The sequence below is a fragment of the Limosilactobacillus pulli genome (assembly GCF_947381555.1).
GTDB lineage: Bacteria > Bacillota > Bacilli > Lactobacillales > Lactobacillaceae > Limosilactobacillus > Limosilactobacillus pulli.
Map to the genome: position 1 here is coordinate 57,317 of NZ_CANCWQ010000005.1, position 21,660 is coordinate 78,976.

Consider the following 21,660-nt stretch of genomic DNA (forward strand, 5'->3'; position numbering starts at 1 on the left):
AAAAATTGAAAATATTTCTATTCTAGTGTACCGTGCAATGCTTAAATTGCAAATACTAGTTTTTGTGATTATTGTGATCGTTATTCTTATGATCTGTCTTTTTGGTTGATTCTGCCAAACGTTTTTGACCTTGACTTTCATTGCCATTGATGCCATGAGTTGAGTGCAGTGGCCGCGCAAAAATCATTCGTCCGGCATCAGTCTGCAATGCACTGGTTACCTCAACATCCAGCTGCTCATTCATGTAGTAGCGACCATCCTCAACTACGACCATCGTACCATCATCGAGGTAGGCTACCCCTTGCTGACGCTCCGTACCTTTTTTGACAACGACAACCGTCAGCTGTTCACCAGGAATTACGCGTGGCCGCAATGACTTGGCCAAGTTGTTTATATTGAGCACCTGGACGTTTTGAAACTGGATGACCTTGTTTAAATTGTAGTCGTTGGTAACGATCACGCCATCGACTTTTTTAGCCAGCGCGATCAATTTTTCATCGACTTCTTTAATATCTTCAAAGTCACCTTTGTACATTTCAACCGGCACGATTTTTTCACTGCGCAGCTTATTTAAAATGTCCAGACCACGTCGCCCTCGTACGCGCTTGATACTTTCGCCGGCATCCGCAATGTATTGCAGCTCGTAAAGCACAAAATTCGGCACCAAAAGCGTTCCTTCCAAAAAGCCGGTCTTGACCAGGTCATAGATACGACCATCAATCAAAATATTGGTATCTAAGATCTTGTAATGATGATAGTTTTCATCTTGACGCTTAATCACCTGAGCATCCTGATCGTCGCGACCACGCCGCATTAAAAGTTTGCGCCATTCATCTTGACGCGTGGTTCCCAGATGAAAGCCCAGATAACTGAACAAAATCATCAAGAGTACCGGCAAGACGTTGTTAACGACTGGAATACTCAGACGCCACAGCGGAATTGAGATCAAAATTGCTAATATCAGGCCAAAAATCGTTGAGATGGCCCCAAAGAGCAGATAGGTCACGCTTTTTTTAGTCAGGGCGTTTTCAACCTGTTTGAGCATCTTAATCGTCCAGTTGGTCAACAGCAGTGAAATCAGCCAAAAAACAAGTGCTCCAATCAAAAAATCAATTACTGACTCAATGGGCCGTGCCAACTGAACGCCAAACTGATTACGCATGGCAATCCAAATCGGTGGTAGATAGTAAAAACCAACTGCTGCCCCTACAATTACGAACAGCAATCTGATAATTCTCTTTCTCACCTGCAACCCTCCTTTGATAAATCGTTACTGTGTCGTAATTTCTATTTTACGCTAATGCAAGCCGTAATGCTTCATTTATAGTCGTAACGCCGACCACTTCAATATCAGCTGGCGGATTCCAGCCCTGGAGATTATTTTTGGGAACCAAAATTCGCTTGAAGCCTAACTTAGCTGCTTCGGCAACACGCTGCTCGATGCGGCTGACGCGGCGAATCTCACCAGTCAGCCCAACTTCGCCAACAAAAGCATCATCAGGGCGCGTACCCTTATCACGATAGCTGGAAGCAATCGCGATGGCAATCGCCAAATCAATCGCCGGCTCATCTAATTTAACGCCACCGGCTGCCTTAAGATAGGCATCTTGATTTTGCAGCATAAGATTGGCGCGCTTTTCTAAAACTGCCATAATCAAAGAGACCCGATTCCGATTCAAGCCCGTCGCCGTTCGTTGAGCATTGCCAAAGACAGTCGGCGTAACCAGGGCCTGGATCTCAACTAAGATTGGCCGCGTCCCTTCCAATGAAACCACGACGGCTGACCCAGTGGCATCCTGGAGTCGCTCTTCTAAAAAGATCTCAGATGGATTTTTGACCTCTGCCAGCCCCGCCGTACGCATTTCAAAGATTCCCAGTTCATTGGTCGAGCCAAAACGATTCTTAACCGCCCGTAAGATTCGATAGGTATGATGCAGATCGCCTTCAAAGTACAAAACGGTATCAACCATATGCTCCAAGATTTTAGGCCCTGCCAGCGCGCCGCCTTTAGTAACGTGACCAACGACAAAAATCGTAATGTTCTTGCTTTTGGCAATCTGCATCAGCTGCGCGGTAACCTCTCTGATCTGCGACACGCTCCCAATCGCACTGTTGACATCAGTCGCCTGCATAGTCTGGACCGAATCGATCACCACATATTCAGGATTTAAATCATCGATTGTTGCCCGAATGCTGTCCATGCTGGTCTCTGGGTAGATGTAAAAATCATCGCCGGCTACTGCCAGACGTTCTGCCCGCATTTTGATCTGCGCGCCGCTTTCTTCACCCGAAACATACAAGACAGAATGCCCCTCATCGCTGAGCTGGCCTGAAACCTGCAGCAAAAGCGTTGACTTGCCGATTCCAGGATCCCCGCCAATCAAAATCAGCGAACCCGGCACGATGCCGCCACCTAAAACCCGATTAAGCTCATTTAGCCTGGTCTTGACGCGCGGCAGCTTTTTAGCATCGATGTCTTTAACGCGCTGCGGTTTAGCAACGATTCCCGTCAAGGTCGTCGAATGCCGCGTCGTACTTTGCGTGTTTGCCGTTTCAACGCGTTCTTCAACCAGAGTATTCCACTGACCGCAGTTGGGGCAGCGACCAAGGTAACGAGGCGAATTATAGCCGCAGTTTTGGCAGATATACTGGGTTTTGACTTTCGCCATATGCAATTTCCTTTCTTGATAAAAGCTGGTTATTTAGAACTATTTTTTGGTTGAGCCAAAGCCGCCTGCCCGATCATTTTTAGGCATTGACTCATCGTCAGCCGTTAAGTATGGCATAAAGATCCCTTGAGCAATCCGCTCGCCTTTTTTAACGTGGTAGTCAAACAAGCCATAATTAATCAGCTGTACAAAGATCTCGCCTTCATTGGCTGGATTGTCATAATAGTCGGCGTCAATGATGCCAACGCCATTGGGCAGAATCAAGCGCCGTTTCAACGGACCGCTGGAACGATTAAAGAGCATCAGTACTTCATCTGGCTGCATGTAGGCCTTGATTCCAGTAGGCACTAAAACCGGTTTGAGTGCCTGATCACCGGCCGCCAGCTCATCTTCTCTCAGCTCGGCAGCATGTTTGATAGCATGCAGCGCTTTAAAAAGGCCCTGTTTCCAGATTGAAGGTACCACAAAATCAGCAGCGGCCTCAAAGTCATAACCAGCTGCCTGCTTAGTTTGCCGCTGCGGCAGGTTTAGGTCGGCATCAGCATACTTGGCAACAATCTCAAATCCTCTTTTTTTCATTTCTTCACCTCTAGAAATTTTACGTTCAGTTTTTATATTTTAATCGTAATTTATCTTTAAACTAGTCCAGCATTTAATTGTAGCATGTTAATCCTTGACAATCATTTCAGAAACACGGAAAATCAAGGAGGATTAAATTTATTAATGATGGAGGGGACAAAAATGCAATTTGTAACGGAACCGCATCGCATCAGTGCTATCGATGACAATGGTAAATGGATCGGCGATATCAGCTTTCCACCAGTTGCCGGCTATCCGAACCTCGTCGTGGCAGAGCGTGTTTTTGTCGCTCCAGAAGGTCGTGGCCACGGGCTGGCAGCCGAGCTTACCAAGCGTTTTGTCGACTACGCCCATGAGCATCATCTAACGGTTAAACTGATGTGTCCATATGTCAAAGCGGCATTCCGTGATCATCCGGAATACCAGGATCTGCTATTGCCGGATGATCGCTTTAATCAATAAAGGAGCGTTCTATATGGACCAAAATGAATTGAAATCACTGGTTGGACGTGCTGCCGTTAAGTACATCAAAGACGGCATGATCGTTGGCCTTGGTACTGGATCGACTGTTCGCTACATGGTTGACGCGTTGGGCGAACGCGTTAAAAACGAAGGCTTGAACATTGTCGGCGTTACTACTTCCAACCGCACGACCAAGCAAGCACAAAGTCTTGGCATTACGATCAAAGACATTGATGAGGTCGATCACATCGATTTGACAATTGACGGTGCCGACGAAATCAGTGACGATTTCCAAGGCATCAAGGGCGGTGGCGGTGCCCTGCTTTGGGAAAAGATCGTTGCCGATATTTCTGATCATTACATGTGGATCGTCGATGAAAGCAAGATGGTTCACCAACTGGGGGCCTTCCCGCTGCCAGTTGAGGTTATTCCATTTGGTGCCCAGCACGTTTTTGACAAGCTGGCTGCCAAGGGTTATCAGCCAACCTGGCGCATGGATGGCGATCAGCGCTACCGAACCGATGAAAACGACTATATCATCGATCTGCACTTGCAAAAGATTGATGACCCTAAAGCCATGGCGGAAGAATTGATTCACATGGTTGGGGTCATTGAGCACGGTCTGTTCTTAAACCGAGTTAATGACGTAATCGTTGGTCGGCAAAACGGACCAGAGATTCTGCACGCGCGTTAGTCACCTTAAAAGGCTCAATCAGGCAATTGTCTGATTGGGTCTTTTTTGATCAGTTTTTTGGCGCGAATCAGACATTCGATTATAATAAAATCAATATTATAAAGGAGTGATTTTTTTGAGTTTTGTCATTAACGCCGATCAATTAAAAGATTTTAAGCAAGACTATGCCAATCGTCATGATGCCCGTATTCTGGAGCGTACCGTAGCCAAAAACGGGGTTAAGGCTGCCAGCTTTGACTGGCATTCCATTACGGATAACGATCAGCACTTCTCTATCGACCTAGCAACCGGTGACGTTGCCGATCAAAAGCAGTCCGGTCGCTGCTGGCTGTTTGCCGCTTTAAACACGATGCGTCACAACATGCAGAATCGCTTTAATCTGCCGGATGATTTCGAGTTATCGCAATCTTATGCCTTTTTCTGGGACAAGTTTGAAAAGGCCAACTGGTTTTATGAAAACATCATTCAAACTGCCAATCTGGATATTGACGATCGCAAGGTAGCCTGGCTTTTAGACGCACCCCAATCTGATGGCGGTCAATGGGATATGCTGTGCGCATTGATTGAAAAATACGGAGTCGTACCTAAATCAGCTCAGCCCGAAACCTACAATTCAAGCCGCTCCAACGAAATCAATGCCGTTTTGAACAATCAATTGCGCCATGATGCCGTAATTCTGCGCCAATTGGTCCATGATCAGGCCAGCAAAGCTCAGATCAATGCCACGCGTAAAGAAATGCTCAACACTGTCTACCGCATGCTGGCCTATGCTTTTGGCGAACCGGTACAGACCTTTGACTTTGAATATCGAACTAAAAAAGACAAGCAGTTCTATCGCGACAGCAATCTGACACCGGTTGAATTCTTCGATAAGTACGTTGGCTGGGATCTAAGTGAATACGTCTCCATTATCCAAGCCCCAACTAAGGACAAGGCCTACCACAAGACCTATACGATCGAGATGCTTGGGAACGTGGTTGGCGGTCGTCAAGTCAAGCACTTAAACCTTTCGATGGCGGAATTAAAAGAGCTGGCCATCAAGCAGCTGCAAAACGGCGAAAGCGTCTGGTTTGGCTCTGACGTTGTCAAATATTCTGAGACCAAACTGGGCATCCTGGCGCTCAACACGTATGGCTATGAAGATCTGTTTGATACAAAACTGACCATGAACAAAGCCGACATGCTGGACTATCATCAGTCAATGATGGATCACGCCATGGTCTTGACTGGGGTTGATCTGGTCGATGGCAAGCCAGCCAAATGGAAAGTTGAGAACTCATGGGGGCCAAAAGTCGGTGAAAAAGGTTATTTCGTTATGAGTGATGAATGGATGGATCAATACGTCTACCAGATCGTCGTCAATAAAAAATATCTCAGTGATGAGCTCAAGGCTGACCAGGCTCAAGAACCAATCGTCCTCAAGCCATGGGATCCAATGGGAACTTTAGCCTAAATATCTGCAATAAAAAACTCATTGTCCAATCAGACAATGAGTTTTTGTTTATTTAACGTTGCGATCCAGGAACTCGCGAGCAATGTCATAGATCTGTTGGCTCCAGAAGTCGCGTTCATGAACGGCACCATGAACTCGGTAGGCCTCAACGGCAACATGATGTTTCTCCAATTCATGATACATATCTTCCATTTCATGATATGGCACGGTCTGGTCGGCATCCCCATGCATCAGCAGAAATGGCGGATATTGCTGATTATCCTTGACTTGATATAATGGACTCATTTCCCGCTTGATGGCTGGCCATTTCGCCGGATCGGTGCCAAACAGGCAAAGCTGCATGGCATCAGATCCGGGCACGTTTTTAGAAAACTTGAAGGTATCTTCGACATCGGTTGGAGCAAAGCAGCTGATTACGGCATTAACAGCATCCGACTGATCAGCGTAGTCAGCTGTCCGATAGCGCGGATCATCTGGCGTTAATGCCACCAAAAGTGCAGCATTGGCACCGGATGAAGTTCCCCAGATGCCAACTCGGTCTGGATCGATCTGATATTCAGTCGCATGAGCCCGCAGATAACGAATCGCGGTTTTGACATCCTGCAAAAAAGCTGAGAACGCATGGCCATCCAAGGCGCTACGATGCTGAACGGTTGCCACGATATAGCCAGCATGGACGAACTGAACTAATTGAGGAATCTTTTCACCCAAGGTCGGGGTCGTCCAAGAGCTGCCTTGAACAAAAACCAGCAGTGGTCGTTTTTCCTGTGGCAGATCCTTGTAGCGTTGCGTCCACGGTGCCAGAATCGACATTTTCTGCGCCTCGCCATCAGCAGCTGAATAGACGATATCTTCAATCAGTCTGACTTGACCGGCCAGCGTAGGATTGTTGGAAATTTCTTTAATTGACATGCTGTTCACCATCCGTAATAATTTTTTTCTCAATAACGTTCAAATGATCGTCAAACCGGTACAGGATCGGCTCGCCATTAGGAACTTCGACGTGATCAATTTGATCATCGGCAATGCCATCCAAATATTTGATTAAGGCTCTTAATGAACTGCCGTGAGCTACAATTAATTGGTTTTTACCATCTAAAAGTCGTGGCGCAATTTGATCCTGCCAGTATGGCAAAAGCCGTTCTTGGGTCATCTGCAGACTTTCACTCAATGGCTCTTTGACTCCCAAGCGATCATAGCGGCGTTCATGACCGCGATTTTTAAGCATTGGTGGACGCTCTACAAAACCGCGTCGCCAGCGATGCAAAGTTGCCGCACCGACTTCTTTTTTGACTGCATCTTTGTTCAGACCGCTCAAGGCTCCATAATGCCGCTCATTTAATCGCCACGTTTTGTGAATTGGAATCCAAAGCTGATCGATAGCCTCTAAGATCAGATCAGCCGTCACGATGGCTCGCTGCATATAAGAAACATGCACGTCATTAAAATTTAGTCCCAGCCTGGCCAAGTGCTTGCCGACCAGCTTACCCTGCTTGACTCCAAGGGGCGTAAGCGGCACATCGCTCCATCCCGTAAAAACGTTGTCTTGGTTGGCCTGACTCTGACCATGTCTAACGATTACCAGTGTTGCCGTCATCGATAATTTCCCCCTTATGCTTGACATAATGATACCGCAATTTGTAAAACGAAACGACTAATCAGTATAGGAAAATACTTCTTAAACACTCAAAAAAGCCAGCTTGTCTTGTTTTGACAAGCTGACTTTTTATCAATGGACCAGCGTCTTGATGGCCACCATCAGAATTGGAATTACGATAATTGAAAGCGTAGTAGTTTCAGTAACCATGATTGCGGCATAGTTGTAATCTGCATGATACATTCTGGAAACAACCGGTGCATTGGTCATCACCGGCATCGCTGCTTGCAAAATAAAGACCTGCTTCATCATCGTTGGCATATTGCTTGGCAAAACCAGAATCATCATCAGAATTGGTGCCAACAAGAATCTTCCCAACAAGATTCCCCAAGCATCGCGCGTAAAGCGAATCTTGGATAATCCAGCATTAGACAGTACGATACCGATAAACAGCATCGACATTGGAATCGTTAAATTGCCCAGATAAGCACAGGTATTGATGATAAATTTCGGTAACTTAATATGCAGTGCCACTAAAATCACAGCCAGGATAAAGCCTAATAGTGGCGGTGAGAACAATTTGCCCAGGGCCTGTTTGAAATCAATTTTGGCTTCTTTCATACCATCGTGTTGAATCAGCCAAACACCCAGCGTCCAAAAGAAAGTCGTATTGGCCATGTAATAGACCAGTACATATGGAACTGAACGCGCCCCAAACAGAGCCAGGTTGATCGGCAGGCCGATAAAAACCGTATTGGAATTAAAAAACATCGAACTGAACAGACCAATGTGGCTCTTTTTGATAGCCAATGCTCTAGCGATGGCAAATGACAATGTAAACAGGATCAGCATTGATAAAACCGGGTAGCGCAAGTCAGGCAAAAGCGTCTTTAACTCGGCAGCCGTAAATTTGGTTGTAATCGTACTGATCATATATGTTGGCAAGGCAACCTGGGTAACAATCTTTGAAATAACCTTGGGCGAGTTGGGCGTAAACCAGTGCCGCTCGTTCATGACAAATCCAGCTGCAATCATGATTAAAATGATCAAGACCCCCGACAGACTTGACCAGAATATGCTTAACATCTCTATAGCCTCTCTTTATGCAAAATAAACACCGTTAATTTTACACCCGTTAGCTACTTTACAAAATAAAAAATGGGAACTTCTTTAATCAAATTCCCATTTTTCTCAAATCTATTCAATTGTCTCTGGTTCAATTTCAAAACTGAACTGATAGTCGCGATCAGAAGGCAGCTGATACTGATCCTCAACATCAGCACCCCAGCTGTCGATCCCACCAACACCACGTACGGCTCCAGCCACAACCAAAACCGTGCGGCGCTTGAGTGGCAATTCTTCAATATGGGTTGCGTTTTCCAGTTCCAGCGACGTATATGGCAGCATGCTGAAATTGAATGGCTGCTCGGTCTGCTTGATGGTCAAGGCAAACGTCGTCTTATCATGATCGGCATTGTTTTGCGTTTGATTACGAACAATCTTTAGACGTGAATTTTGCATGTGCATGCCCATTTCCTGTGGCGTTAGGTAAGGCGTTACCGGAACCCCATCAACGTGCCAGGTCCCCTTGATGCCACCTGCCATTCGATCTGGATAAGTTTCACCAGACAGACCGTCGTATTCAAATTCAGTCGCCAGCGTTGGCATGATCAGCCGGACCCCAAAAACCGGTAGTCCCGGCAAACCTTTTTGACCCAAGAAATGGGCAGCGATTTGACAGTGCCCACTAGCATCGACCGTGTAAGCAACCTTAGCCTGAGCCGCTGGATTAGTCGGTGTTTCATAAGTGAATACGATTTTGACTTGGTCGGCAAACTCATGATTGGTAAACTGATTGGTCAGTGGTGCGATTGGCAGCTGATCAAAGTGATGATCATCAACGGTCAGATCAATGTTGATGCACTTTGACGCCAGATCCGCTCCCAGCCACTGAGCACTTCGATAGTTGAAGCCATTGTCGCGATCATTATCCGTAGTTGCTCGCCAATAGGTTGGATAAATTGGGCGGTACAGCCATTCTTTGTCGTTGAATCGCATCGACTCCAGGCTGCCTTTTTCATAGCTGAACAGATACTGATAACCCTTGCCGTTTAATCCCAACATCCCATCATCATAAACTACGTGAATTTTATTTGTGCAGTCCATAGTAGTATCTTACCTCCTGCATTGCTGGCTTAGGCGTCCGGTCGGCAAACATCAGACCATCGCCGGAAAATTCATTGTCACTGTGGCGGTCATCAAAATCCCCACCATAGCGCATGACGTCTTGTCCGCTGATTTCATCATGAACCAATAGGGCCTGGTCAATAAAGTCCCAGATAAAGCCACCGACATATTGTGGATACTTGTCGATCAGCTCAATGTATGACCCCATGCCACCATCTGAGTTGCCCATGTCATGCATGTACTCACATTCGATAAACGGCTTGTCAGGATTGTTCTGCAAATATTTTTCAACGTCTTTTGGCGGCAGGTACATCCAGCTTTCCAGATCCGAGATTTTGTCGCGGTAATCTGGTGTGTGCACGACACCTTCATAGTGAACCAAACGGCTGTCATCATGCTCTTTGTAAAATTTCTGCATAAAGACCAGATTGTCACCGGCATATGATTCATTCCCCAAAGACCAGAACAGAATCGAAACGTGGTTTTTAAACGTTTCATAGTTGGTACGTGCCCGATCAACAACCACGTCTTTCCATTGCGGAACCGAGCCTGGTACGTTAAACGATGGCTCGTCTTGCCCCATTTTTTGCCAGGTGGCATGCGTTTCCAGATTGTTTTCGGCCATCATGTAGATTCCGTTTTGATCACACATAGAGTACCAAGGCAGCTGATCTGGATAATGACACGTCCGTACCGCATTGATATTGTTTTCCTTAAACGTGGCCATATCCTGTTCCATGTCCTGCATCGTTACGCAGCGTCCCGTTTTACAGTTCCACTCATGACGGTTAACACCGTTAATAATCAAACGCTGGCCATTAAGCAAAACGACGTGATCGGCATTGATCTCGATTTTGCGGAACCCAAATTGATAAGGAACGACTTCCAGCAGCTGACCATCTTGATCATGCAGTTCAATAAACAGCTGATACAGGTATGGATGGTGGTTGTCCCAAAGATGCACGTTTTGCACCTTAACGCCATGAACGGCCACATGCTCGGCTGCCGGCTGAACTTCATCAACGATTGAATTTCCTTGGGCATCAAAAGCCTTGATATGAACCTGGCCGCCATTGCCCTGTAATTTAAGGTCAACGTTAAAGATCCCGTCTTTAAAGTCATCAGAAACACGTGGCGTAAGATCCAGATCCTCAAGATGCAGCTTTGGCTGACCCAAGAGCTCAACGCTTCTAAAGATGCCCGAGAAACGGAACATATCTTGATCTTCAAGATAAGAGGCCGTGCTGTGCTTGTATACACGGACGGCCAATACGTTGTTGACGTCTTTTAAATAAGGCGTCAGATCAAACTCGCTTGGCGTAAAGCTGTCTTCTGCATAGCCGATAAAATGACCGTTGATCCAGACGTACATTGCGCGCTCAACACCTTCAAAGCGAACGCGTACGTTTTGATTGCGCAAGGCTGGCTTTAAATCAAAGTGCTTGACGTAAGAGCCATTGGTATTGTCAATGCCTTGGCTAAATGAGCCTTCCTGTTGATCATCCGGACTCAATGCATAGGCTGGACGACGAAAAATCTTGCCAGCCCATGGATACCAGATATTAGTATATTGATTCTGAGCATAGTCATTGAGCTCAATCATACTTGGAACCTTGATCAAATCCCAGTCGGCAGTGTCAAAATCTGGTTGATAAAAGTCCTTGATCCGTGCCTGCGGATCCTTGGCAAAGGCAAAGCGCCATTGACCATTCAGGCTCTGAACAAAGCTGCTGTTTTTTTGATCAGCTTCGGCATAGTCGCGATACCATTGATGATCACTGTGAGCGGGCAGCTGATTGACCCGGAACGTCTGTGGATCATCCAGCCATTTTAAATCTGCTTGCATTAAAAAAACGCCTCCTCAAATCAAATGCTTCTCTGTCATTTAAGTATAGCGCTTTCACGATTGATAAAACAGTGTTATTTAACTAAAAAATTTACTAAAGTAATTGAAAAGATGGCCCTGTTCCTATGGTGATGGGACTGAATTAAATAACAAAAAAGTTCGGGTTTTGATCATTCAGCCCTCGAGCTTTTAAAATTTAGTACAAAAAAAAGCACCTGACTATCGCCAGGTGCAATCGTAGTGCGGCAAAGAGGACTCGAACCTCCACGGTCTAAAACGACCACAAGATCCTTAATCTTGCGCGTCTGCCAATTCCGCCACTGCCGCATCAACAAATAACATTCTACCAGAAATGCTACCTGTTGGCAAACTATTTTTTGATTAAAAGCTTAAAACGACTATTGCAGCGACGGCAGACAAACCGCTGCACGTTAAAACGCCGCATACGACCGATCTTGATGCCGCAGCCACGGCACTGATAGACCCACTTAAAACGTGTTTTCTTTTGACTGGTTACTGGAGCATATCGTAAGCCACCTACTTGATTCAGCAATGCTTTAAACTCCGACGTATGATGACAGTCATGGCCCGCTAAATGCAAGTGATAATGACACAGCTCATGCAAGACAACGCCACGCAGGGTTGCCAGATCAAACTCTTCATACATCAATGGATTGATATCGATATGGTGATCTTTTAAATGATAGCGACCACCCGTAGTCTTGAGGCGCCGATTGAACCAGATGCGATGTTTAAATGGACATTCAAACGCCTGTTGTGACCATTTTTCAGTCAGCTGCTGCAGCTCTTCATCACTCATTTTTCCTGACTGATCCATAACTGTTTTATCCTTTTGGCGCAACCATCGTCAGCTGTACGCGCTGGCGCTTGAGATCCACGCTTAGTACCCACACGTCAACGATATCGCCAACGGCCACGGCTTGCCGCGGATCCTTGATAAACTTTTTGGTCAGATGCGAGACATGGACCAGACCATCATGCTTGATGCCGATATCAACAAACGCACCAAAGTCCACAACGTTGCGGACCGTTCCTTGCAGCTGCATCCCCGGTTTGAGATCCTCAATCGTTAAAACGTCCTGTCTTAAAAGTGGTGCCGGCAAAGAATCACGCAGATCCCGACCTGGTTCGCAAAGTGAGTCGACAATGTCTTTTAGCGTTGCCAGCCCGGCCTTTTCACTGACAAATGCCTTAAGATCCAATTGTCTTAATCGCTGGACAGCCGTTTTTGAGCCCAGTTTACCATCAATTTTGGCAGCCTTCATTAATTGACGAGCGATGGCATAGCTTTCGGGATGAATATCAGTATTATCCAACGGCTCATCGCCATCTACGATTCTCAAAAAACCTGCTGCTTGCTGATATGCCTTTGGTCCTAGGCGCGGTACTGATTTAAGCTGGGTACGGCTGGTAAAGCGGCCATTTTCATTACGATACTGAACGATATTTTTGGCTAAGGTGGTATTTAAGCCGGCAATGTGGGCCAGCAGCTGATAACTGGCGGTATTGAGATTGACCCCGACTCGATTGACGGCCCGCTCAACGACAGCATCCAATTCAATTTTGAGTGCCGTCTTAGGCAGATCATGCTGATACTGACCGACTCCGATGGCTTCTGGACTGATCTTGACCAGTTCAGCCAATGGGTCTTGCAAACGGCGGCCAATACTGATAGCACTGCGCTTTTCTACCGTCAGTTCTGGGAATTCGTCACGTGCGTCTTGGCTGGCTGAATAGACTGACGCGCCGGATTCATTGACAATTACATAATAAACGGGACGCTTGATTTTTTTGATAGCTTGAGCCACGAAACACTCTGATTCACGACTGGCCGTACCATTACCAATTGCAATCATCTCAACTTGATAATCCTTAATCAACTGCAGCAGCTGTCCTTCAGCCTGCTGACGCTGATTTTCTGGCGCTGGTTGATGCGGATAGATAACGGCAACCTTGAGCAGCTTGCCGCTTGGATCAAGCACTGCCAATTTACAGCCGGTCCGATATGCCGGATCAAAGCCTAAAACAACCTTGCCTTTGATTGGTGCCTGCATTAAGAGATTATAAAGATTTTCGCCAAACACCTTGATGGCCTGCTCATCTGCTTGTTCAGTCAATTCGCGCCGCAGTTCCCGTTCGATTGCTGGCCCCAAGAAACGTTTGTAGGCATCGGCAGCCGCGTTTTTGACAAACTCAGCGGCCTTTTGGGTACTGCCTTTTTTGACCAGCCGGAAATTCAGATAGTTCTGCACGATCTGCTCATCAGCAAGAATCTTGACGCTTAAAATCTTGGCCTTTTCTCCACGATTAATGGCTAGGACACGATAGGAGTTCATTGCGGATAATGGCGCGGAAAAATCATAATATTGTTGATAGACGCCTTCTGAATCAAGTTCTTGGCCGTCTTTTTTTACTGTCGCGATCAATTCGCCATGCTGTTTGGTATAGCTGCGCAGCCAGGCGCGAATCGTGCTGCTTTCACTGATTGTTTCGGCCAGAATCTCATGGGCCCCTTCCAAGGCTGTCTGAACGTTGGGAACGTCTTGGCTGATAAACTCAGCAGCCTTCCCATCCAGATCATCACCCTTAGCCATAAAAATCCAGTTGGCCAGCGGCTGCAGTCCTTGTTCGCGCGCAATCTGGGCCTTGGTGCGACGCTTTTTCTTATAAGGCAAGTAGAGGTCTTCAACAACATTTATCTCAGTAGCTGACTCAATCTGTGTCTTTAAAGCCGGCGTCAGCTTGCCCTGCTCTTCAATTGCCTTGATGACGGTCTGCTGACGATCACGCAGATTTTTAACTCGCTGCCATTGCTCTTGAACGTCTTGCAGCTGAACCTCATCCAAACTGCCAGTCGCCTCTTTTCGATAACGGGCAATGAATGGAATCGTATTGCCCGCTTCCAAAAGGCTCAAAGCGGCTTCAATTTGCCGATCTCTTAATTCTGGCAGCTGCTGGCTCATTAATTTAAGATCATTTTTTTCCATAAAAAACTTAAAAACCTTTCTTAAGTCCATCGTATCTTAACGTCAGACTTATTGCTTCATGATCAATTAATTAAGGTCCGGTGTTCGGCAATTGCCGATCCTGGACCCTATTTAAACTAATTCTTCCACCAAGTATCCAAGGGACTGACTGGCAGATGACGCTTGTGGCCGGTCTTAAGATACCATCCTTCGATTTTTTCGGCCGCCGTATCGGAAACGTTTCGTCCTTCAAGATAGTCGTCAATTTCTTGATAGGTGACGCCTAGTGCCTCTTCATCGGGCAATGCTGGTCGATCTTCTTCCAGATCAGCAGTTGGCGTTTTTTCATACAAGGCCTTTGGTGCTCCTAGATATTCCAGGATTCGCCGACCTTGACGCTTATCCAGCTGTGACAGCGGCGTAATGTCGGCACCACCATCGCCAAACTTGGTGTAAAAACCGGTTACCGCTTCGGCAGCATGGTCGGTACCAACAACCGCCCCGCCAAACTCGCCAGCAATTGCATACTGAGCAATCATTCGCTCCCGTGCCTTGACGTTGCCCTTGTTAAAGTCGCTGATTTTCAAATCATTTTGCTCAACTGAGGCAACCATGGCATCAACGGCTGGCTTGATGTTGACGCGCATGGTTTGATCCGGTTTGATGAACTCATTGATTGAAAGCATCGCATCGTCTTCATCGGCCTGTTCACCATAAGGCAGTCGTACGGCAATAAACCGATAAGCCACATCTTTGGTCTCTTCTCGCAGGCTTTCAACGGCCAATTGTGAAAGTCGCCCTGCCAGACTGGAGTCTTGTCCACCAGAAATACCGAGCACCAGCGTTTTTAGTCCTGTTTTTTTCAAGTAGTCCTTTAAAAACTCTACACGTCGCTTGACTTCGACTGCCGGATCGATTTCCGGCGTTACGGCCAAGGTATTGATGATTTCTTCCTGCAGCTTACGCATAACTCTTTCCCTCTTTTTATTAATTCAGATGCTTAATGTAGTCCTTGACGTCTTTAATGATTTTCATCTTATTGTCGTAGCACTTTTGCGATAAGTCAACTGGGTATACTTCTGGATTAAGGTTACGCTTATATTCTTCCCATAGCCGATCCAGGTGTCGCTGCCGCGCTTGGCGAATCTCGCTCATACTTGGCTCTTGGTAAACCTGCTGGCCATCAACGAAAATATCCTTCAAAAGCGGCCGGGCAATGAAGTCCTCAACCGTTTTGTTTAAGAATGGGTAGTTAGGATCAAACATATACAGCGAATCCAATTGGCGCGGATCCTCGTCAGCCAGCGTTACGTAGTCACCCTCGCTTTTTTCACTGCCACGATCGGTAATTCGCCAAACCTGATGCTTGCCCGGCGTGGACATCTTGGCTGCATTGTTGGAAAGCTTGATCGTGTCAACCATCTGGCCATTCTCGTCTTCTAAAGAGACCATCTTGTAAACGGCCCCCAGCGTTGGCTGATCATAGCTGGTAATCAACTTAGTACCAATGCCCCAGACATCGATCTTGGCTCCTTGGCGTTGCAGATCCATGATCGTACGCTCGTCCAGATTGTTGGAGGCAAAAATTTTGGCATTTGGATAACCAGCCTCATCCAGCATTTGGCGAACCTGCTTGGAAAGATAGGCCATATCGCCAGAATCAATGCGGACTCCTTGGAAGTTGATCTTATCGCCGAATTCATTGGCGACCTTAATAGCGTTTGGTACCCCGCTTTTTAGCGTATCAAAGGTATCAACCAGGAACACACAGTCATGGTGCGTTTGTGCATAAGCCTTAAAGGCATCATAGTCGTTGCGATATGCCTGAACCAGTGCGTGAGCATGCGTACCAGAAACCGGAATGCCAAACAGCTTGCCAGCTCTCAGATTGCTGGTGGCATCAAAGCCGCCAATATAGGCTGCCCGCGTTCCCCAGATGGCCGCATCAAACTCTTGGGCACGCCGCGAGCCAAATTCCATCACCGGTTGATCGCCAACAATCGATTTAATACGCGAGGCCTTGGTAGCAATCATAATCTGATAGTTGATGATATTAAGCAGCGCCGTTTCCACTAACTGGCATTCCAAAAGCGTACCCTCGACTTGAATAATTGGCTCATGACTGTATACCAGATCACCTTCAACGGCACTGCGCAGCGTTCCCTTAAATCTAAAGTCGCGCAGATACTCGACAAAGTCAGGATCAAACTGCTGCGTGGATTTTAAATATTCAATGTCAGAATCCGAAAAGTGCAAAGCGTTTAGGTAGCGAATAATATGGCTCAAACCGGCAAAAACCGCATAGCCATTGCCAAACGGCATCTTACGGAAAAAGGCTTCAAAGACAACGTGACGATTACCAATCCCTTTTTGCCAATAAGTCTGCATCATCGTTAGTTGGTAGGCATCGGTGTGTAGTGCGATACTGTCATCTGGATAATCAAACTTCATAAATATTTCCTCTTATTTTTCTAGCACGAACTCAAAGCGGCTGCCGACATATTGGGTATGCACATATTCAAAAGGCCGGCCATCCTGTAGATAAGAAAGCTGAGTCAACCGCAACAGTGCATCCCCGCGCCGAATTTTCAGATACTCGGCAATCTTTTCCGTTGCATTGGTAGCTGAGACCCATTGCATGGCATGACCAGGATATAAATTGGCCTTTTTCTCCAGGGTACGATAAAACGACGAAGTGATCTCGACCTTGCTGAAGTTTTCCACCAGCTTAGCCGGCACGGTTGCCACCTCATAGCAGATTGGAATCTCATTGCCATAGCGAATACGCTCCATTCTTAAGACGCGCTCATCAGGCTCCAGCTTGAGTCGCTCGATTTCACTTTGCGAAGGAATCGTTAAATGATAAGAAATCGTTTTGCTGGAAGGTTTTTTGCCCGCTGCCAGCATCAGTTCGGTAAAACTGGTCACGCCGGTCATTTTGTCTTGGACCTTGCGGCTGGCGACAAACGTTCCTGAGCCAACGCGTCGCTCCAAGACTCCTTCATCAACCAGCGTTTGAATCGCTTGCCGCAGCGTCATGCGGCTGACGCCAAACTCGGCCGCCAATTCACGTTCAGCTGGTATTTTTTGGCCGACTTTCCAATGACCATTTTCAATATTTTCCCGTAATTGGTTATGAATTTGAATATATACCGGTGATCCCATATCTTTTTCCCCTCTTCAGACCAGTCGTCCATAATTTATCTTTTTTATTTTAACACGATTGTTAGCTTGCCTAGACCAATTTAACCTACAAAAATAAAACGACAGCCCATGCTGCATGGCCTGTCGCTTTAAATTGTCAATTATTGTTGTTTTGATTACGAATTGCCAAGGCCCGCTCCAAAGAACGATCAACGATGACCGATTGTGAATCGGCAACCGGAAATTCAGTCTCTGGGTTCATCTCATTGGCATAGGAAAGCTCGGTACAGCCTAAGATTACCACATCACACTTTTGATCCTCAATCATCGTCCGTACCAACTCATGAAATTTTTTGCCATCAGAATGACCCGCCTCTTTGATGTCATGATAGATCAAATCTTCCGTGGCATCCAGAATCTCAGGGGTTGGCTTGACCTCTTCATAGCCCGCATTTTGAATGTAGGAGTCGTATAGACCTGATGCAATCGTGCCTCGCGTAGCCAAAACGCCAACTCGCTTGGCATTTGGAGCAATGTTTTTGATTTCATTGACCGTTTCTTGCAGCATGTTCAAAATCGGAATCGAAGTAGCTGCCTGCAGACGATCAAATGCATAATGAGCCGTATTGCAGATTAAAACGAAAAATTCCGGCTGTAGCGGCGTAATCTGCTGGATGTCTTCGATCAACAGCGGATTATAGTCTGGCTTGCTGTGATCCAAAATCCATTCCGTTCGATCGGGAACCGTTGCATGATTCAAAACCATGTAATCAAGATAATCCTGGTCGCGGTGCGTTGGCGTACGCTCATCCAACAGCCGACAATAGCTTTCGGTTGCCAGCGTACCCATCCCGCCTAAAACGGTAAAGAATTGTTTCATAAAAATTCAACCTTTCTGATAATGACCATCATGACAAAACTGCCACAAACAAAGGTCCCAATAGCGTAATACCTATATTACCAACAACAAATGCTGGCGTAAATGCAGAAGCGATATAAGCGCCACCTTCTAAACCGGCTTGCTCAGCCAGATCGTTCATCGCAGCCGCCACGGTTCCTGATCCGCACAGCGCCCCTAAAAGCGCAAGCGGCTCAACGTGCAGCACAAAGCGGCCAAACAATAACGTCAGCAGATGCGGAGCCACTGAAACGATTGCTCCAATCAGCAAAATACCCAACCCCAGCGATTTGATGGCGCCGGTAAAAGCTTGTGCAGATTCCAGTCCTACACTGCCGACAAATACGGTCAGACCAAAACTTTGCCAAAACGACGTTACCGTGGGTGGAATCGAGTGATAATCGCGATGTCGATCAATCCAGTTGCTAAGCAAAAGGCCCATGATCAAAGCGGCCGTTCCATTACCCAGCTGCAGCGGCATGCCATTGAGCTTAAAACCAGCCAGCCCCAGCAGTGATGCGCCAGCGATCCCCAGTGAAAAGACCGTATAATTGACGGCTTGCTCACTGGTATGCCAACGACCGATCTTTTTGAGCAATGGTGCTGATTTGCTGGTATTACCAGTCAAAGAGATTACATCACCTGGCTTCAGTTGATTGATCAGATGCTCTTGACCGCTCAGCGGATCATGGATATTTACAAATACACCATTTTGTCTGATTCTAGCCAGATCACTGGGATTAAAGTTTTTGCCCAGCACAAATTTTCGCTCTCGCGGTGCATTGGTTGGCGTTAAGACCTCGGTGAGCCCCGCCACGCCAGTCAAATCATCAAAATGCAGAGCATATCCAATCAACGTCAGGCGATCACCTGGCTGCAGCACATATTCCAGCTTATCAGTCATCCGGTCTTGATGAAATGCCGCGAGTGCAATTAAACGCAAATCAAAGAATTCATTGACTTCGCGAATCTTTTTGCCAACCAGCGGCGATTTTGCCGATAGACGATAGGTCCGGCGCCAGGTTGGGTCAGGATCGGGAGCATGAAAGTGATACTTTCTTGCCATCCGGTCTCCTTGTCTGGCAATATCGATTTTTAGCAGACGCGGTGCTACATCACGCAATAAAATGATCACGCCCAGCGTGCCAAAGACATACGTCAAGGCGTAGGCGACCGGTAACTGTGCCTCATAGGACAGCCGCACTGACTTGCCAATTGGCAGGTTTTCCAATGCCTGCAGTGAACTGGCCACTGTGGCTGACTGCGTTAAAGAACCGGCAATCGTTCCGGCAGCAACACCAGGTCCGATATGAAACAGTACAAAACAGCCCCACGCGGTAAAAAAAGCTGCCAACAGCCAAAATAAACTAACGGCAATCATTCGGCCACCGAATAGCTTCATGCTGACCAGAAATGATGGGCCAATCCGGTAGCCGATTGAAAACATAAAAGCACCAAAAAAAATCGTCCCCAGCATCTTATCGCGTGGAAAACTTCCTGCCTGACCAATAACCAGCGCCACGGCCAGCGTGCCAACGGTTGAGCCCAATGTAAAGCTGGAGCCAAACAGTCTGATATTTCCCAGGACATAACCAATCGCCAGGCAGATGAACAACGTAAAAATCTGCTGACTAACCAAAAAATGCTGAATCTGCGCAATCATGACATTGTCTTCTTTCTGGCAAATATTTGCCGATTAAGTGTCAATCAAGATTATATCATTTTGCAGATCATCGCGCGAACGGCTTGGCTATTTTATCAACAGGTCATTTTTCAGTCTGAATTTGTAGTCTTCGCTGTAAAGCAAAGTTGCACCAGATCGCAATCAATGCACCCAATGCCAGCACCACCAATATTACAAAGTCAACTCGGCTGCCTTTAAACGTTTTAAGCGTCATCGACCCATGACCCTTATTTTGACTAAGCGCAATCAAAGCCGTCATAATGCCGACACCCAGTGAGCCGGCAAACTGCTGCGTCATGTTGAAAATTGAATTGACATCAGTTGATTTTTCTTTTGACACCAAAGTTGAAGCATTGGCAATCGTGTTGGAAAATGCTGCATTAAAGCCCAGTCGCATTATGATAAACAGGCCCATAACGAGCAATGGCGTCAGATTGGATTGAAAAATCAACAGTCCCGCAGTTCCCAAAACGATCAAAATACTGCCTAGCCGCGTTGGCAATCCATAGCCATATCGATCAGCCAAAAAGCCAGCAGCCGGTGCCGTTGCTGCCCCTAAAAGCGAACCTGGCAGCAGCACTATCCCGGCAACCAGTGACGAGGCATGCAAAATGTATTCACAATAAATCGGCAGTGCCAAAGAGGCGCCAATGTTAATGAACTGCAGACTGAAATAGGTCCATTCCGCAAGCCGCACCGTTGATATTGAAAAAATGCTCAGATCAAACAGTCGGGTTTTTCCATGCTGATTTTGCCAGATAAATGCAATCAACAAAATCAGCCCCAACAATAGCAATAACCAACACGAACTTGTCCAACCTGCCTTACCAAATCTTGCAACGCCAACGACAAAACTGGTCAAACTGGCAGCCAATAGAATCAATGCCAAAAAACTGAATGGCTGTGAGTTTCCAAATGGTTGATTGCGAATCGTCAACTGACCAACGATCAGACTCAAAAACGCAATCGGCAAGAGCAGCCAAAAGATCAAGTGCCAGGAACCAGCTGCCAAAACAGCGCCACCATACGTTGGTCCAAGTGCTGGTGCCAAAGAAATCACCATACCGGCCACGCCGTTCATTACACCCAGACGCTCGCGCGGAAGCTGAGTGAAGATCAAAAAGAACATCATTGGCGTTGAAAAGCCGGTTGCAACAGCTTGAATCATTCTTCCAGCCAGCAGCATTGGAAAATCGATTGCCAAGGCACCGATCAAATCACCAATTATAAAGGCCAAAACCGCTGCCAGATGCAGCCAGCGAGCCGGCCACTGTCTCAGATAATAAGCCGTAGTTCCCATCACGATCGTTACCATCAGTAGATAGCCACCGGTAATCCATTGCACAACGTCAAGCGAAACACCAAAGTCCTTAGCCAGGATTGGATAGGCGACGTTCATGGAAGTCTCGTTTAAAACGCCGACAAAAGTCATTAATGCTACCGAAAAGATCGCCCAGTAT

Annotated in this window: 19 protein-coding genes and 1 tRNA gene; 3 read left to right on the forward strand and 17 right to left on the reverse strand. The window is 46.7% G+C overall.

Translation table 11 applies throughout. The annotated features are described in order from the left end of the window. Positions 1 to 55: 55 nt before the first annotated feature. Genes QOS03_RS02825 through QOS03_RS02835 form a run of 3 tightly spaced genes read right to left on the reverse strand, consistent with a single transcriptional unit; the run spans position 56 to position 3,248 of the window. Positions 56 to 1,246, reverse strand: a complete 1,191-nt coding sequence (locus QOS03_RS02825) for a PIN/TRAM domain-containing protein (RefSeq protein ID WP_283575263.1) — start codon at positions 1,244 to 1,246, stop codon at positions 56 to 58. A gap of 46 nt (positions 1,247 to 1,292) precedes the next feature. Next, positions 1,293 to 2,669 (reverse strand): DNA repair protein RadA, encoded by a 1,377-nt coding sequence (gene radA / locus QOS03_RS02830; protein ID WP_283575264.1) that lies wholly within the window; start codon positions 2,667 to 2,669, stop codon positions 1,293 to 1,295. 39 nt (positions 2,670 to 2,708) lie between these two features. Then, positions 2,709 to 3,248: a dCTP deaminase/dUTPase family protein gene (locus QOS03_RS02835; RefSeq protein WP_283575265.1), complete on the reverse strand. Its 540-nt coding sequence runs from the start codon at positions 3,246 to 3,248 to the stop codon at positions 2,709 to 2,711. A gap of 162 nt (positions 3,249 to 3,410) precedes the next feature. Here QOS03_RS02835 and QOS03_RS02840 point away from each other — a divergent pair, with 162 nt between their 5' ends. From QOS03_RS02840 to QOS03_RS02850, 3 genes are all read left to right on the forward strand, one after another. Then, entirely contained in the window at positions 3,411 to 3,710 is a 300-nt protein-coding gene (locus tag QOS03_RS02840) for a GNAT family N-acetyltransferase (RefSeq protein WP_283575266.1), read from the forward strand. 13 nt (positions 3,711 to 3,723) lie between these two features. After that, positions 3,724 to 4,404: a ribose-5-phosphate isomerase RpiA gene (gene rpiA, locus QOS03_RS02845; protein ID WP_283575267.1), complete on the forward strand. Its 681-nt coding sequence runs from the start codon at positions 3,724 to 3,726 to the stop codon at positions 4,402 to 4,404. 115 nt (positions 4,405 to 4,519) lie between these two features. Next, entirely contained in the window at positions 4,520 to 5,857 is a 1,338-nt protein-coding gene (locus QOS03_RS02850; RefSeq protein ID WP_283575268.1) for a C1 family peptidase, read from the forward strand. Between the two features lie 48 nt (positions 5,858 to 5,905). Here QOS03_RS02850 and QOS03_RS02855 read toward each other — a convergent pair whose 3' ends face one another. The 14 genes from QOS03_RS02855 to QOS03_RS02920 all read right to left on the reverse strand — a co-directional run bounded on the left by QOS03_RS02855 (position 5,906) and on the right by QOS03_RS02920 (position 21,632). Next, positions 5,906 to 6,769 (reverse strand): alpha/beta hydrolase, encoded by an 864-nt coding sequence (locus QOS03_RS02855; RefSeq protein WP_283575269.1) that lies wholly within the window; start codon positions 6,767 to 6,769, stop codon positions 5,906 to 5,908. Beyond that, the gene (locus QOS03_RS02860) at positions 6,759 to 7,454 is read right to left on the reverse strand and encodes a 2,3-bisphosphoglycerate-dependent phosphoglycerate mutase (RefSeq protein ID WP_283575270.1); all 696 of its coding nucleotides are present in this window, start codon (positions 7,452 to 7,454) and stop codon (positions 6,759 to 6,761) included. The genes QOS03_RS02855 and QOS03_RS02860 overlap by 11 nt, the downstream gene beginning before the upstream one ends. Positions 7,455 to 7,586: 132 nt before the next feature. Further along, positions 7,587 to 8,540, reverse strand: coding sequence for an AEC family transporter (locus tag QOS03_RS02865; protein WP_283575271.1), 954 nt, complete (start codon positions 8,538 to 8,540; stop codon positions 7,587 to 7,589). 111 nt (positions 8,541 to 8,651) lie between these two features. Continuing rightward, complete coding sequence (locus QOS03_RS02870) at positions 8,652 to 9,620, reverse strand: beta-galactosidase small subunit (RefSeq protein ID WP_283575272.1); 969 nt, start codon at positions 9,618 to 9,620, stop codon at positions 8,652 to 8,654. After that, complete coding sequence (locus QOS03_RS02875) at positions 9,604 to 11,487, reverse strand: glycoside hydrolase family 2 TIM barrel-domain containing protein (protein WP_283575273.1); 1,884 nt, start codon at positions 11,485 to 11,487, stop codon at positions 9,604 to 9,606. Before QOS03_RS02875 ends, QOS03_RS02870 begins: the two co-directional genes overlap by 17 nt. Positions 11,488 to 11,728: 241 nt before the next feature. After that, positions 11,729 to 11,814: transfer RNA gene (locus QOS03_RS02880), tRNA-Leu, on the reverse strand. Between the two features lie 43 nt (positions 11,815 to 11,857). Next, positions 11,858 to 12,307, reverse strand: coding sequence for a SprT family protein (locus QOS03_RS02885; protein ID WP_283575282.1), 450 nt, complete (start codon positions 12,305 to 12,307; stop codon positions 11,858 to 11,860). A 25-nt stretch (positions 12,308 to 12,332) separates the two neighbouring features. After that, entirely contained in the window at positions 12,333 to 14,495 is a 2,163-nt protein-coding gene (locus QOS03_RS02890; RefSeq protein WP_283575274.1) for a Tex family protein, read from the reverse strand. 116 nt (positions 14,496 to 14,611) lie between these two features. Continuing rightward, positions 14,612 to 15,442, reverse strand: a complete 831-nt coding sequence (gene nadE / locus QOS03_RS02895; RefSeq protein WP_283575275.1) for an ammonia-dependent NAD(+) synthetase — start codon at positions 15,440 to 15,442, stop codon at positions 14,612 to 14,614. A gap of 19 nt (positions 15,443 to 15,461) precedes the next feature. Further along, entirely contained in the window at positions 15,462 to 16,925 is a 1,464-nt protein-coding gene (locus QOS03_RS02900) for a nicotinate phosphoribosyltransferase (RefSeq protein ID WP_169461359.1), read from the reverse strand. Positions 16,926 to 16,937: 12 nt separating this feature from the next. Then, positions 16,938 to 17,639: a GntR family transcriptional regulator gene (locus tag QOS03_RS02905; protein WP_283575276.1), complete on the reverse strand. Its 702-nt coding sequence runs from the start codon at positions 17,637 to 17,639 to the stop codon at positions 16,938 to 16,940. Positions 17,640 to 17,775: 136 nt separating this feature from the next. Then, positions 17,776 to 18,498, reverse strand: coding sequence for an aspartate/glutamate racemase family protein (locus QOS03_RS02910; RefSeq protein ID WP_169461361.1), 723 nt, complete (start codon positions 18,496 to 18,498; stop codon positions 17,776 to 17,778). A 28-nt stretch (positions 18,499 to 18,526) separates the two neighbouring features. Further along, on the reverse strand, positions 18,527 to 20,179 hold the full coding sequence (locus tag QOS03_RS02915) for an aspartate-alanine antiporter-like transporter (RefSeq protein WP_283575277.1): 1,653 nt from the start codon (positions 20,177 to 20,179) through the stop codon (positions 18,527 to 18,529). A gap of 103 nt (positions 20,180 to 20,282) precedes the next feature. Then, positions 20,283 to 21,632, reverse strand: coding sequence for an MFS transporter (locus tag QOS03_RS02920; protein WP_283575283.1), 1,350 nt, complete (start codon positions 21,630 to 21,632; stop codon positions 20,283 to 20,285). Positions 21,633 to 21,660: the final 28 nt, after the last annotated feature.

What these genes read in the sequence shown, in the direction of transcription:
- QOS03_RS02910 (WP_169461361.1), bottom strand. Translation starts at nt 18,498, where the DNA reads ATGAAACAATTCTTTACCGTTTTAGGCGGGATGGGTACGCTGGCAACC.
- radA (WP_283575264.1), bottom strand. Translation starts at nt 2,669, where the DNA reads ATGGCGAAAGTCAAAACCCAGTATATCTGCCAAAACTGCGGCTATAAT.
- QOS03_RS02855 (WP_283575269.1), bottom strand. Translation starts at nt 6,769, where the DNA reads ATGTCAATTAAAGAAATTTCCAACAATCCTACGCTGGCCGGTCAAGTC.
- nadE (WP_283575275.1), bottom strand. Translation starts at nt 15,442, where the DNA reads ATGCGTAAGCTGCAGGAAGAAATCATCAATACCTTGGCCGTAACGCCG.
- QOS03_RS02835 (WP_283575265.1), bottom strand. Translation starts at nt 3,248, where the DNA reads ATGAAAAAAAGAGGATTTGAGATTGTTGCCAAGTATGCTGATGCCGAC.
- QOS03_RS02905 (WP_283575276.1), bottom strand. Translation starts at nt 17,639, where the DNA reads ATGGGATCACCGGTATATATTCAAATTCATAACCAATTACGGGAAAAT.
- rpiA (WP_283575267.1), top strand. Translation starts at nt 3,724, where the DNA reads ATGGACCAAAATGAATTGAAATCACTGGTTGGACGTGCTGCCGTTAAG.
- QOS03_RS02890 (WP_283575274.1), bottom strand. Translation starts at nt 14,495, where the DNA reads ATGGAAAAAAATGATCTTAAATTAATGAGCCAGCAGCTGCCAGAATTA.
- QOS03_RS02915 (WP_283575277.1), bottom strand. Translation starts at nt 20,179, where the DNA reads ATGATTGCGCAGATTCAGCATTTTTTGGTTAGTCAGCAGATTTTTACG.
- QOS03_RS02900 (WP_169461359.1), bottom strand. Translation starts at nt 16,925, where the DNA reads ATGAAGTTTGATTATCCAGATGACAGTATCGCACTACACACCGATGCC.
- QOS03_RS02860 (WP_283575270.1), bottom strand. Translation starts at nt 7,454, where the DNA reads ATGACGGCAACACTGGTAATCGTTAGACATGGTCAGAGTCAGGCCAAC.
- QOS03_RS02840 (WP_283575266.1), top strand. Translation starts at nt 3,411, where the DNA reads ATGCAATTTGTAACGGAACCGCATCGCATCAGTGCTATCGATGACAAT.
- QOS03_RS02870 (WP_283575272.1), bottom strand. Translation starts at nt 9,620, where the DNA reads ATGGACTGCACAAATAAAATTCACGTAGTTTATGATGATGGGATGTTG.
- QOS03_RS02885 (WP_283575282.1), bottom strand. Translation starts at nt 12,307, where the DNA reads ATGAGTGATGAAGAGCTGCAGCAGCTGACTGAAAAATGGTCACAACAG.
- QOS03_RS02920 (WP_283575283.1), bottom strand. Translation starts at nt 21,632, where the DNA reads ATGACTTTTGTCGGCGTTTTAAACGAGACTTCCATGAACGTCGCCTAT.
- QOS03_RS02875 (WP_283575273.1), bottom strand. Translation starts at nt 11,487, where the DNA reads ATGCAAGCAGATTTAAAATGGCTGGATGATCCACAGACGTTCCGGGTC.
- QOS03_RS02865 (WP_283575271.1), bottom strand. Translation starts at nt 8,540, where the DNA reads ATGTTAAGCATATTCTGGTCAAGTCTGTCGGGGGTCTTGATCATTTTA.